General features: G+C 69.4%; 9 protein-coding genes and 2 pseudogenes. 7 read left to right on the forward strand and 4 right to left on the reverse strand.

The features are described from left to right. From SSOG_RS53750 to SSOG_RS54870, 3 genes and pseudogenes are all read right to left on the reverse strand, one after another. Positions 1–974, reverse strand: a pseudogene (locus SSOG_RS53750) (spermidine synthase); the annotation flags it as partial. A gap of 98 nt (positions 975–1,072) precedes the next feature. Beyond that, the gene (locus tag SSOG_RS21055; protein ID WP_009716257.1) at positions 1,073–1,624 is read right to left on the reverse strand and encodes a DUF2617 family protein; all 552 of its coding nucleotides are present in this window, start codon (positions 1,622–1,624) and stop codon (positions 1,073–1,075) included. A gap of 280 nt (positions 1,625–1,904) precedes the next feature. Then, positions 1,905–2,207, reverse strand: coding sequence for a hypothetical protein (locus SSOG_RS54870; protein WP_039938235.1), 303 nt, complete (start codon positions 2,205–2,207; stop codon positions 1,905–1,907). Between the two features lie 209 nt (positions 2,208–2,416). On the opposite strand from SSOG_RS54870, the pseudogene SSOG_RS56160 reads away from it, so the two are divergent. From SSOG_RS56160 to SSOG_RS21090, 7 genes and pseudogenes are all read left to right on the forward strand, one after another. After that, positions 2,417–2,548: pseudogene (locus tag SSOG_RS56160) on the forward strand (aminotransferase); the annotation flags it as partial. Positions 2,549–2,753: 205 nt separating this feature from the next. Then, the gene (locus tag SSOG_RS21065; RefSeq protein WP_009716258.1) at positions 2,754–2,945 is read left to right on the forward strand and encodes a hypothetical protein; all 192 of its coding nucleotides are present in this window, start codon (positions 2,754–2,756) and stop codon (positions 2,943–2,945) included. Positions 2,946–3,265: 320 nt separating this feature from the next. Next, entirely contained in the window at positions 3,266–4,447 is a 1,182-nt protein-coding gene (locus tag SSOG_RS21070; RefSeq protein WP_009716259.1) for an N-6 DNA methylase, read from the forward strand. Further along, complete coding sequence (locus SSOG_RS21075; protein WP_009716260.1) at positions 4,447–5,745, forward strand: restriction endonuclease subunit S domain-containing protein; 1,299 nt, start codon at positions 4,447–4,449, stop codon at positions 5,743–5,745. The genes SSOG_RS21070 and SSOG_RS21075 overlap by 1 nt, the downstream gene beginning before the upstream one ends. Positions 5,746–5,758: 13 nt before the next feature. Then, positions 5,759–6,925, forward strand: a complete 1,167-nt coding sequence (locus SSOG_RS21080) for a pyridoxal phosphate-dependent aminotransferase (RefSeq protein ID WP_039941462.1) — start codon at positions 5,759–5,761, stop codon at positions 6,923–6,925. 305 nt (positions 6,926–7,230) lie between these two features. Further along, the gene (locus SSOG_RS56165; RefSeq protein WP_009716262.1) at positions 7,231–10,017 is read left to right on the forward strand and encodes a hypothetical protein; all 2,787 of its coding nucleotides are present in this window, start codon (positions 7,231–7,233) and stop codon (positions 10,015–10,017) included. Beyond that, positions 10,014–10,877, forward strand: a complete 864-nt coding sequence (locus SSOG_RS21090; RefSeq protein WP_009716263.1) for an immunity 49 family protein — start codon at positions 10,014–10,016, stop codon at positions 10,875–10,877. The genes SSOG_RS56165 and SSOG_RS21090 overlap by 4 nt, the downstream gene beginning before the upstream one ends. Before the next feature lie 11 nt (positions 10,878–10,888). On the opposite strand, the gene SSOG_RS21095 is transcribed toward SSOG_RS21090, so the two are convergent. Next, the gene (locus SSOG_RS21095; RefSeq protein WP_009716264.1) at positions 10,889–12,817 is read right to left on the reverse strand and encodes an FtsX-like permease family protein; all 1,929 of its coding nucleotides are present in this window, start codon (positions 12,815–12,817) and stop codon (positions 10,889–10,891) included. Positions 12,818–12,907 lie beyond the last annotated feature (90 nt).

Here is a 12,907-nt window from a genome sequence, read left to right on the forward strand (position 1 = left end):
CCTCGCGGGCCGCGAGCCCGTCGCCGCCGCCCAGCACCACGGACCCGGCGGTGCGGTCCGGCCGCCATCGCGGGGTGGATCAGCGCCTCGTGGTAGCGCAGCTCGTCGTGCCCGCTGACCTGGAGCCGCCCGTCGAGGAACAGCGACAGCGGGCGGCCGCGGGTCCGGCCGCCGGTGAGCACCACCTCCTGGACCCCGGTGCGCACGGCGACGCGCACCTCCGGCCCGTACACGGCCTGCCGGGCGGCCCGTTCGAAGGAGGGGGTGAGGACGGCGCCCGCGGCCAGCAGGGCGAGCACCACGGCGTTGGTGACGATCAGCGCCCACCGGGACCGTGCGCTCAGATCCCGGCGGAACAGCCACAGCACCAGCGCCCCGCCCGCCACCGCGTTGACCGCGCCGGTCACCAGGGCGCCGGTCAGCTGGCCGAACGCGGGCAGCAGCAGGAACGGGAAGGCGAGCCCGCCGACCAGCGCGCCCACATAGTCGGCGGCGAACAGATCGGCGACCGCGCCGCCCGGGTCCTGCCGCCGCACCCGCTGGATGAGCGTCATCAGCAGCGGCACCTCGGCGCCGATGAGCACGCCGATCGCGAACGAGAAGCCGACCAGCGCGGAGCGCGACTGCCCGCACCACGCGAAGCACGCGTACAGGGCCATCGCCGAGCAGCCGCCGAGGAGCGCGAGCACCGCCTCGACGGCGCCGAAGCCGACCGCGGCGCGGCAGCGCAGCCACTTGGCGAGCAGGGAGCCGACGCCCATGGCGAAGACCATCACCGACAGGACGACGGACGCCTGGGTGACCGAGTCGCCCACCAAGTAGGAGGCGAGGGCGACGAGTTCGAGTTCGTAGACCAGTCCGCAGGCGGCGCAGACGAAGACGGTGACGAGGATGAGGAAGCGGCCGAACCCGGCCCGTACGGGCAGCCGCACCGGATTGTCGGGCTCCGGCGCGGACTTCGGGGATTCGGTCACGAACGGAACGCTACGTTACAAATCACCCACGCCTGGTCACCCACAAGGGTGCACTGACGGCCGCTCATCCGTACACCGCATCATCCGCCCACCCGATTTCAGCGGGAGGACACCGGATCCGCGGGAGGGCGGAGCGACATCGGCATGGACGTCACCCCCAGACAGGTGCGGGTGGTCACCAGCCGCCCCTCCTGCGGGTAGGCGTGCCAGGTGCGCCACCCCACCGTGCCCTCGTTCCACTGCGCGAGCAGCGCGGTGAACGCGTGCGGGCTGCCGGGGAACGTCCCCGCCAGGCCGTGCGGATGGTCGGCGACCAGGGCCAGTAACTCCTGGGCCCGCCCGGCGAACGCGCCCTGCGACAACTCCTCGACGCGCGCCGCGAATTCGTACTCACGGCCGTCGACGAGGGTGGAAACCCCCAGCGGAAGCGGGGTGCTGCTGCCGGATATACAGGCCACGGTCTCCGAACAACGCCCGTCCTCCGCTTCGAGGAGGACCTGGTGCGAGGCCCCGAGAAGCCTCAACTGCACCGCGAAACCGTGAAGTCGGAGGTCGAGCACGGCCAGGGCCGGGAGCGGTTCCCGCCCCAGGGACCAGGCCAGGTGGTCGGAGCGGGTGTCGGTGTAGGCAGTCTTGAGGGTCGTGAGCATGGGTCGGCTCCGCAAGCACGCAGGGGAAAGGTGGGCCGGCTCGCCCCGCGGTGGTCCAGGGGCATGCGGATACGCCGGCTCGTGCCCACGTGGGGTCCGTAGGGCGGTGGTATACGGAATCATGAAATGGTCGGCGCCACATCGTTTTTACCCACCTTCGCCGGGTTTCCACCCCCTAGGGCGGTCCCCAGTTCAAGTGTTCAACACACGTGCGCCCGGCGCACGTTGGCGCGCCGGGCGCATTCTCGGGCGGGTTCCCCCGGTGGGCAGCTCAGGCGGCTCAGGCCCCTCCCCCGCAGCCACCGCCGCCGCCACCGCCACCGCCGCCGCAGCCCCCTCCGCCGCCGCAGCCGCTGCTGCCACCGCAGCTGCTGCCGCCGTGGTGGCCTCCGCCACCGCCGCAGCCGCCACCGCTCGAACCGCCACTGCCGAGCCACCAGCCACCGCCGGCCGCTCCGCCGGACGACCCGGCCCCGTACGCCCCCCGGCGACCGCTGTACCGCTTCCTGGCCTTACCGGCGCTCAGCGCCGCGACCGCCGCGACCGCGAAGACCACGACGACGAACACGATGACAAAACCCATGGGTCCTCACTCCTTCCCATCCCCCGTAGCGAGCCCCCGTAGCGAGGTACCGCTCTGTCGTGTCTGCCGGGCTCCTGCCCGGCTTTGTCCCCCTCAAAAGCGGAGTTGAGGAAGTCCAGAGGTTCGACGGAGGATGGGCCCATGGGACGACCGCTGCTCAACCGCCGGCTGGCCGAATTCGGCACGACGATCTTCGCCGAGATGTCCGCGTCGCCGTCGAGCGCGGTGTCCTGCTGATCACGGACGAGGTCCGCGAACACCTCGTCCCCGGCGCCGCCCACACCGCGCTCACCGCCTTCCCCGGCATGCGCGAGCGCACCGTCACCATCGGCAGTGCGGGCACACCCTCTCGCCGACTCACCGTCGTGAATCCCAAACGACGTGCACTCGCTGAAAGTGCGTGCACTCCGGGCGCGCGCCTAGAGAAATCCCAAACAGCGTGCGCCCAGCAGCGCGTGGCCTACGTCTTCTACTGTCCTTCCTGAAACCAGGGATCACCGACTCACTCGTCCCCTGGGAGATCCCCCGACCTCAGGAAGGAACCACGTGCAACTGAGGCTGATGTACGTGATCATCGCGGTTCTCTTGGCGCTTGTCGCCGCTCTGACCGGCAGCGTCGTGACCCTCGTCGAGGGAGGGCGTCCCACGGCGGCCTTCAGGACCGGAGCGATCACCTTCGCCGGCTCCCTGACCCTCCTCATCGTGGTCATGGGCGCCCTGGGTGTGGTGGGTTCGTGAGTGACATGAGCGCCCTTGGACGACACGTGCAGGCCGAGAGCGACTCCTCGCTCGACGAGATGCTCGCCAAGGTGAGCCGATGCCGCACGCACCTCTCGCGGCTGATGAACGCCCACGACGCGACGCGCCTCGTCCTCGGGCTGCTGTACCTGAGCAGGACCGCGCACGCCGCTCCCGGCACCGGCGTGCCGACATGGTCGTGGTTGCTGAGTCACCCGGCAGGGCGCGGTTCGGGTATCCGAGCTGCCGTGAGCGAGTGTCTGAGCCACTGGCTTCCCCCAACCGACGAACAGGGCGCCGACGTGGGCACGAGGAGCTCGATGCCCGTTCCGCCCCCTGGTTCCGAAGGACCACTGCACGCTCTCGTCCGGGCCATTGGCTCCATTCAGCGGGCCCGGCCCCTGCTCGACCAGTGCCTCCGTGAGCTCTCGGCGGACCAGGCAGACGGCAGCCACTACTTCACACCGGATGACATGGCGCGTCTCATGGTCGGTGCGGCCGTCCCCCGCGACGGGCACCGGGTGCTGGACCCGGTCTGCGGTTCAGGAGGCCTTCTCGTCGAGAGTCACCGCTATGTCCGCGAGCGCGTCGGGCTGAACCCGGCCATGTCCTTGCAGGGGAAGGAACAGCACGCCCACACCTGGCAGGTGGCCCGCATGAACTTCGCGGTTCGGGGGATCACGGCTCACGTCTTCCCGCCGGGGGACAGCCTCGCGGAGCCCGAACCCGAGCGCCACGACATCGTCCTGGCCAACCTTCCCTTCAACCAGCGCGACTGGGCACCGGAGGACAAGGAGGAGCAGGCCGCCGGCCGGTCGGCTCCCCCGCTCCCTGTCGATCCCCGGTGGCCGGAGGAACCCCCCTCCCGAGGGTCCGCCAACTCCGCGTGGATTCAGCACATCGCGCACGCGCTGGCTCCGGCCGGACGTGGCGTCTTCCTGATGGGCGACAGCGTGGCCAACAGCAGACAGCCCGTCACCCGAAGGCTCCGCGAACGCCTCCTGCGCGAGGATCTCGTCGAGTGCGTGATCGCTCTGCCACTTCGCGTGTTCGGTCACTCCAAAGCCTCCGCCTGTCTGTGGGTGCTCAACAGGGACAAGAGCGCACGCCCCGGCTGGGGCGTCCTGGACCGTCGCCAGCAGGTGCTTTTCGTCAACGCGCGGCGAGCCTTCGAACCGGTCCCGAAGTCGAGAGCAAGGAGGCTGGGCGACAAGAACACGGCATTGATCCTGACGACCCTGGCGGCCTGGCGTGGCCTCTCCGAGAACGGTGCTGCCGCCTCGCCGTACAGCGACACAGCCGGCTGGTCCCGAAGCTGCTCCACCGAGGAGATCGCCGACCGCGAGTCCAGCCTGATGCCGACCTCGTACGCCGTGGAGCCTCCGAGCCCCGAGCGGGACACACGGAGCCGGATCGAGCAGCTCAAGCTCGAACTGGCCGATCAGTTCGACCAGATGCGCGACCTGGAACTCCGGCTGCTGGACGTCTTGGAGGACATCTGATGGAAGCCAATGACGACCAGGTTGGCTCGGGTAAAGCGGCTTGGCAGACGACCTCCATCACCATCGAGCGGACCCGCAGGGACATCTACACCACTTCCGGTTTCCTCGACGACGCGGCTGCCGATCAGACTGCAGGAGTCGTCAGCTCGACGTTCGTCCAGGACGGCAGGATCCTCTCGCCCACGGCCGATGAGTGTCGGCCGGGCGAATCCCCGCCCAGCCGGGCAACCCTCAGGGAGGGCGACCTGGCCGTCGTACTCGTCCGACGGGTGGGCGATTCCGCACTGGTCACCGCCGAGCACGCGGGATGTACGGCGACCAGGTCGATCGGCATCATCCGCGCTGAGCCACACATAGTGCGGTGGCTGCGTATCTGGCTACAGACACCGACGGCGAAGGACCGCATCGACGAGGACGTGACGGCACATGTCGAGCCCACCATCAGCCTCGACACCCTCCACCGCATGCTGTTTCCGCTGCCTCCGCCAGACGTCGTCACCGCATACCACCGGACCTTCGCCCTCATCGAGGAGATGATTTCGCTCTACCAACACACCGCGCGCAAGGCAATGGAACTGGCTGACGCGCTCCACGACGACGTGGCGGCTTCGGAGCCGTCGTGGGACACACGAACACTCGCCAAGGTCGCCCGTCTGAAGACGGGGAGAGGCTCCGAGAGCTCACTACCACTGACGCCCGCAGAGCTCGCCGTCGACCTGATCGCGCCCAGAGACCTCTACGACCTTCCTGTGCCCCACGTCCACCGGTTCCGTCTGAGAGGTCCGGCCCGCGACGGTGCGGTACATCCTCCGGGGACCTTCATGCTCAGCACCCGTTCCGACGGCGCGCACATCGCAGTGTCGAGCCGAGCGGCGACCCCCCTCAGAAGCGTCGTCGCTGTACGGCCCCTGGATGACGAGGACGGCTGGTGGCTGCTCCACGAACTCCGGAGCCGGAGCAACGCGATCGTGGCTCTCGCGCAGGGCCAGACCCGTCGCGAGATCTCCGCCCTCCGTCTGAAATCCCTGGCCCTCACCTGGCCCGACCGTTTCACGCGCGCCGACTTCCGTCGGGACGCCGAGCCCTTGCACGCCACAGCGCGCCTCCTCGTTTCCAAAATCGCGACGCTACACACCCTGCGGGAGGCACTCCTGCGTGACATCTCAGCGAAGGCCGGCGTCCTCCGGGAACCGACCGCCGAACCGGAAGGGCGGCACCTCGATCCGTCCGCACCCCGTGGGAAGGGGGACGTCGATGAGACAGGATGGGGCTTGGATGCTCGACGGGGACACGCGTGAGAACGGTGGAGAGATGAAGACCAGGCCACTGCTGAACCGCCGACTGGCCGCATTCGGCACCACGATCTTCGCCGAGATGTCGGCCCTCGCCGTGCGCACCGGTGCCATCAACCTGGGCCAGGGCTTCCCCGACACCGACGGCCCCGAAGAGGTGCGCGAGGCCGCGGTGCGCGCCCTGCGCGACGGCCGCGGCAACCAGTACCCGCCAGGACCCGGCATCCCCGAGCTGCGCACCGCCGTCGCCGAGCACCAGGGGCGCTTCTACGGCCTGTCCTACGACCCCGACACCGAGGTGCTGGTCACCGCGGGCGCCACCGAGGCCATCGCCGCCTCGCTGCTGGCCCTGCTCGAGCCGGGCGACGAGGTGATCGCGCTGGAGCCGTACTACGACTCGTACGCGGCGTGCATCGCGATGGCGGGCGGCACCCGCGTCCCGGTCACCCTCCGCCCGCACGACGGCGCCTTCCGCCTCGACCTGGACGAGCTGCGCGCCGCGGTCACCGACCGCACCCGCCTCATCCTGCTCAACACCCCGCACAACCCCACCGGCACCGTCCTCACCCACGACGAGCTGGCCGCCGTCGCCGCCCTCGCCGTCGAGCGCGATCTGCTGGTGATCACGGACGAGGTCTACGAACACCTCGTCTTCGGCACCGCCCACACCCCGCTCGCCACCTTCCCCGGCATGCGCGAGCGCACCGTCACCATCAGCAGCGCGGGCAAGACGTTCTCGTACACCGGCTGGAAGGTCGGGTGGATCACCGCCACCCCGGAGCTGATCACCGCCGTCCGCTCCGCCAAGCAGTACCTGACCTTTGTCTCCGCGGGCCCGTTCCAGTACGCGGTCGCCGAGGCCCTCCGCCTCCCGGACCCCTACTTCCACACCCTCCGCGAGGATCTGCGCACCAAGCGCGACCTGCTGGCCGACGGCCTCACCGACGCGGGCTTCACGGTCTTCCGGCCCTCGGGCACGTACTTCATCACCACCGACATCCGCCCCCTCGGCGAGAGCGACGGCTTCGCCTTCTGCCGCTCCCTGCCCGAGCGCTGCGGCGTCGTGGCCGTCCCGAACGCCGTCTTCTACGACCACCAGGCCCAGGGCGCCCCCTTCGTGCGCTTCGCCTTCTGCAAGCGCGAGGACGTCCTGAAGGACGCGGCGGCCCGGCTCAAGCGGCTGTGATCCGTTAAGGGGCGCGCCACCAATCCGTACGCGGGGACCACTGTCATGCCTGTGTCACAAAATGACCGTTCCGGCCACCTCGTGACGCACGACCGATGATCATGGATCGGTCGATGCGGTCCATGCGACCGGGACCTTCACCAGCAGACGGGGGCGAGTATGAGCGAGCACAGGACGGTCTGGGATCCGAGGCCGCAGGGCGCCTCGGACGGGCCGAGGACGACAGGTGAGGGCACGGGGAGGACCGGCAGCGCGGCACGGCGCGCATCGGGTTCCGGCCCGGGGATGCCGGAGGTACGAGTCAGATGATCAAGCCGGAAGAGATACCGCAGTACACCGGCAACCTGGAACTGCTGGAAAAAGCCCACGGCAACCTCAAAAGGGACGCCGGGCACATCCGCGACACCGGCGCCGACGTCCACACCCACTTCCAGGGCCTGTCCGCCTACTACAAGGCACCCGAGGCCGAGCGGCTCTTCGCCACCACCAAACCCGTCAAGGACCGAGCCGACACCTTCGCCGACGACCTGGGCAAGGTCTCCACCGCCCTGTCGGAGTACGCCACCGAGATCCGCCCCCTGGTCACCAAGCTGACCCAGCTCAAAACCGACGCCACCCAGTTCGTCAACGACAACAAAGACGACGACGACTGGGAATACGACGAAGACAAAGTCGACGAACACAACCAGCTCCGCGACGACATCACCGCCACCGTCGCCGCGTTCTGGGCGGCCGAGCGCACCTGCCACAACAAGATCACCGCCCTCTTCGGCGGCACCCAGATGGTCGCCGGCGACGGATCCAAGGCCAAGAACCAGTACGGCTTCAACGCGGATGACCTGAAGAACGCCAAACTCCCCTGGGGCGACCCGGTCGAGGAAAAACACCACGCCTGGGAAGTCGGCCACTGGGTCAAATCCTTCGTCTGGGACGGCGTCATCGTCGACGGCGTCTGGGGCACCATCAAAGGCCTGGGCACCCTCGTCGGCGTCGACGGCTGGGACGCCATGGGCAAGGCCTGGAAAGGCCTCGCCCAGCTGGGGACCGGCCTGGCCATCAGCGCGATCCCCGGAGCCAGGGAAGCCTTCTGGAGCCTGCCCGACGACAAACTCCCCTCCTGGCTCCGCGACTCCCGCAACACCATGAAGCAGACCGGCAAGGCTCTGGTCGCCTGGGACGAATGGGGCAAGAACCCCGGCCGAGCCGCCGGAGCCGTCACCTTCAACGTCGTCACCACCGTCTTCACCGGCGGCGCCGGCGGAGCCGCCTCCGGCGCGGGTAAAGCCGGCGCGGTCGCCAAGGCCCTGTCCGCCACCGGCAAGGCGGGCCGGGTCATCGACCCCATGACCTACGTCGGCAAAGGCGTCGGCGCAGGCCTGTCCAAGATCGGCGATATCGCCAAGGGCCTCAAGGGCATCCAGGCCATCGAGATCCCCAAACTCCCCGACGGCACGATCAAACTCCCCGAAGGCACCGTCAGGCTGCCCGATGGCACCGTCGACCTCCCCGAGGGCGCCGCCATCCCCGAGGGCGCGGCCAAGCTCCCCGACGGCACCGTCAAACTGCCCGACGACGTCCCCGCGCTCCCGGAAGGCACCACCAAGCTGCCCACCGACCCGGGCAAACCCGCCCGGTACTACGACCCGGACGGCAACTTCCTCGACGAACACGGCAACGTCCTCGACAGCATCGACAACGCCCGCAAGGAAGACCCCCCGAACACCGCCCCGGCAACCGACACCAACGCCCCCGACCCGACCAACCCCGCCAAGCAGCCCGCCCTGGTCGGCGCCGGCGCCCGCACCACCGACAACGCCGCCCACATCCGCCTGGGCAACGACGCCGACAACATCGGCCGCGCAGGCGACGACCTGCCCGGCGGCAACACCCCCGGAAGCGGCGCGCCGCACCCGGTGGGCGGCTCGGCGGACAACATGCCGCACGCCAGCCACAACAGCCCTGACAGCGGAGGTACAGCCCACACCCCAGGCGCCGGTGCCGCGGACAACGCGGTGACCGGTGGCAGCCACGCCGACGTCACACCAGGCGGCGGCGGGCACGCGGACGTCACACCGGGCGGTGGACACGCCGGGCCCCCGCCGAGCCGCGGCGGCAATGGCCCGGGCATCCCGCACCAGGGCGGCGGCCGCGCCGACATCGGCGGCCCTCCCCACGGCACCACCTGGGCCGATCACGGAGTGCCCGAGCCCCGGAATCCGCACACGTACACCGCCGCAGAGCGCCAGGCGATCATGGACTACCAGGTCAAGCGCGCGAACAACGACCTCGCGTACCGCAAGGAGTACTACCAGAAGAACGGTTACCGGATCGACGTCGATCGCGCAGACGGGACAAACGTCGTGCCTCCGCAGCTCGTCGAGGTGTCGGGCGGCGGCTGGAAGGCGAAGTCGGATCTCGCGCCGCCACTCAAGCCGGAATACCTCGATGACATTCCGCACCAAGAGGGCCCCAAGTCGGCCGGCACCGCAACGCGCGAGAAGCTCGACGGTCTTGCCGACGTACGTCGGCAGGCCAATACCGCGGACCGGCCGTTCCACACTGCGCACGGAGATGCCAGGAAGGCATACAAGCTGCACGGGACGGACGAGTTGAAGGCCCTCCTCGACGAGGCCGCCGAAAGGCACAGAGAACCGCACGCCGTAGCCACCAAGGCAAATGAAGCCTACGGTGAGGCGATAGCGCGCGAGCATGCGATTCCTCAGCATTACCCGAAGGCCGATGAAATGACCCTGCACGGGCCGAAGAACGGAAAGGACCAGTTCGACCAGGTCTACAAGGAAGGCGATCGGTACATCGTCGTCGAGGCCAAAAGCCATGTCGACACACCGCTGGGCGAACGTCGCGTCAACGGCGTCAGGCACTCCCAGGGTTCGCGCGAATACTTCCTGGACATTCTCAAAGAGATGAAAAAGCGGCGTCGTGACTTTCCCAGCGAAGGGCATCTGGCCACCGAGCTGCGCAAGGCCCTCGACGAAGGCCGCCTCGATTATGTCGTCGTCAAGGGTCAGGACAACCCCGGAAAGTACACTGGTTACACCATGCAGAAGTTCGATATCAGGGAGCCCTCGTGACCGTGACCATTCCCCGCCATGGCGCTCCCGGCCCTGATGACGAGGGCTATGCGAGCTGGCTCGTCGAGAGCACGATCGAGGAGATCGACTCCCTGGAGCAGAGCCCAGGGATGATCGACGCCCTGTGGAACTCGGTGCAGACGTGTGTCATGGGCCGTGCCACGATCGACCCCAAGGGCTCCCACATCGACACCTGGGAAGCGGTCGTCAACGCGATGCAGGTGGGCTCGGCGGTCTTCCGGGTCGTGAGCGCCGCCGAGGGCACGCTGGAGTGCCGTATCCACCACGAGATGCGGACCCTGCCGGCCATGGGTCCCCGGCGCTTCGCCAACGCCGCCGCGTGGCTCGACGCCTTCTGGTTCGCCATCATCTGCCGCGACCGGCAGCGGCTGACCCAGCTGTCCGAGGTGCCGATGGAGGTGCTGCGCGCTTCCGGTGCCGAGCACGACGACTATCTCTACCACTGGGTCGCGGCCTTGCAGGCGTACTGGACGGGGCAGAAGTCGGCCTTGGTGGAGGAACTCTCGGCGACGTTCGAGCGCTCGCACCCCGACGTGGTCGAGATCGCCCCGCAGGACTGGCTCCGGTGCATTTCGTACCCGCCGGTCGATCTCTTCTACCGCTTCATCAAGCGGGACCACGACGGTTTCCACGCATCCCTCGTGGAAGCCCTTGAGCTGCACAAGGCGTACTGGACCGCGACGGAGGACCGCGAGAAGGACGTCGACGGCCTGTGGGCCATCGCCCCACTGGCCATCGCGTGCCTCGCCTTCGACGGCGACTTTCCGCTCGACGTCGAATCGGGCTATCTGCCCGTCTATCTGCTGAACCGGAGCCGGGTGGGCGAGTTCGACACCTGACCGGCGTGCGGCTATCCGCCGTCCCGCAGGGCGGTGGACGGTCGTTGCCGTAGGGCGATACGGGTCGTCAGCACTCCGGTCACGAGCGCGAGCACGCCCGCACCGCCCACGATGAGGGCGAGGGTGGGCCCGGGGAGGGAAGGGTAGGGGGAGCCGGTCAGGGCCTTGCTGAACGTGACCAGGACCATCCCCGCCACCGTCGACCCGACCAGCAGCGCCGCGAGGACGGTCACGATGTTCTCGGCCCGCATCATGCGGGCCACTTGGGTGCGGGTCGAGCCGACGAGCCGCAGCAACGCGAACTCGCCCGTACGCTCCATGGTCGTCATCACCAGGGTGTTGACGACTGAGATCGACGTGAACACGGTCACGACGGCCAGCAGCAGGTAGGTGGCGGTCGTCGAGGCATCCTGCTGACGACGGGCCTCGGCCCGGTGGGCGGAGCGGTCCAGGACCTGCCAGGCCGGGTGGTTCTCGGTCAGGGCCGCCAGTCGCTCCGCCACCTCCCGCTGCTGTCCCGGCAGGGCACGTACGTACACCGTGTCCAGGATGGACGGGTCGCCGGGCAGAAGGTGCGCGGCGGCCATGCGCCGCGGGACGACCAGATCCCCGAAGCCCAGGTCGCGGGCGTAGACGGCGGCCACCCGGGACCGTTCGGTGCGGTCGTCGTCCAGGGACAGCCACACCGTGTCGCCCACGTCGGCGTGGGCCTGGCGGGCCAGGGACCGGCTCAGCGCGATGTCGTGCGGCCCGAGCCGGTCGAGGCCGCCCGGGGTGGCCGCCAGGTCGAGCACCTGGTCCAGCGGACCATCCGTAACCGCCTGGGCGATGCCCCCGGGGCCCTCGCCGAGGGGATCGTCACTGGTCAGCACCATCGCGTGGGTGCCCTGGACGCCAATGGCCGCCGCGACGCCCGGCAGGTCACCGACCGTACCGGCGGCCGAGTCGGGCAGGTCCTCCTGCCCAGTGGTCCGCACCAGATAGTCGGCGACCAGCCGCTCGTGGTCCTGCCGCTCCTGTTCGTGCCACTTCATCTGCGGTACGAACAGGAGGACGGCCGCGAAGGCGACGGTGAGCGCGAGCGGGGAGACGGCCGCGCCCAGCCGACGGTGTCCCACGGTCAGGTTCGCCCGGACCAGCGATCCGGTCACCGGCAGGAGCACCAGGCACGCGGTGCCGAACACCGCGCCGGCCAGTTTCCCGATCCACGGGGCGAGCAGCCCCACCGCGATCATGAACACCATGACCATGCCGGCTGCGGTATTGGCGGCGTCGGACCCTCCCGAGTCGTCGATGGCCGACAATCCCCAGATGCCGCCGACCAGCACCGCCAGCCCCAGGGAGGTACGTACCACGCCCACCCGCCGGGACGGCACCGCCGCTTCCCCCAGTGCCTGCACGGGCCGCACCCGCGAGGCTCGTCTGCCACTGCCCCGGACGGCGAGCTGGGCGGTCACCGAGCAGATCGCCACCGCGATCAACAGGCTCCAGGGGCCGAAGTCCAAGGGGAAGGCGTCCGGCACCCAGCCCTGACCGACCATCCAGGCCCGCAGCGCGGCGGCGAGCAGGATCCCCAGACCGCATCCCGGGACCGCCGCCACGGCGGCGACCACGAACGCTTCGTACGCGATCAGCCGGCGCACCTGGCCGGGGGTCGCGGCGACGGCGCGCAGCAGGGCGATTTCCCGGGTGCGCTGCTGGACGGAGAGGGAGAAGGTCCCGGCCACCGCGAAGGCGGAGACGAACAAGCAGATGAAGCCGAACGGTACGGCGAAGGACATCGCCTCTTCCCCGCCCTGCGCCGGTGCCGCCCTCGCACCCGCGTCGAGAACTACCGCGAACATCGTCACCAGGGCCTGGGCGCTCGCCATCGCCACGAAGGATCCGGCGAAGGAAGCCTTCCGGTGGCGCACGGTCGACCAGGCCAGCCGAAGCAGCATGTCCTCAACGCTCCAGTCCGGCGCGCTGCCGTAATCGATCCGCTTCCGTTCCGGCGTGCTGTTTCACCTGCGACCCTTCTTGCTCACGAA

Source organism: Streptomyces himastatinicus ATCC 53653 (assembly GCF_000158915.1).
GTDB lineage: Bacteria > Actinomycetota > Actinomycetes > Streptomycetales > Streptomycetaceae > Streptomyces > Streptomyces himastatinicus.

Bases quoted from the DNA above. Each gene is read 5' to 3' on its own strand.
- SSOG_RS21070 (WP_009716259.1), top strand. From the start codon at position 3,266: ATGCCCGTTCCGCCCCCTGGTTCCGAAGGACCACTGCACGCTCTCGTC.
- SSOG_RS54870 (WP_039938235.1), bottom strand. From the start codon at position 2,207: ATGGGTTTTGTCATCGTGTTCGTCGTCGTGGTCTTCGCGGTCGCGGCG.
- SSOG_RS21095 (WP_009716264.1), bottom strand. From the start codon at position 12,817: ATGCTGCTTCGGCTGGCCTGGTCGACCGTGCGCCACCGGAAGGCTTCC.
- SSOG_RS21075 (WP_009716260.1), top strand. From the start codon at position 4,447: ATGGAAGCCAATGACGACCAGGTTGGCTCGGGTAAAGCGGCTTGGCAG.
- SSOG_RS56165 (WP_009716262.1), top strand. From the start codon at position 7,231: ATGATCAAGCCGGAAGAGATACCGCAGTACACCGGCAACCTGGAACTG.
- SSOG_RS21080 (WP_039941462.1), top strand. From the start codon at position 5,759: ATGAAGACCAGGCCACTGCTGAACCGCCGACTGGCCGCATTCGGCACC.
- SSOG_RS21055 (WP_009716257.1), bottom strand. From the start codon at position 1,624: ATGCTCACGACCCTCAAGACTGCCTACACCGACACCCGCTCCGACCAC.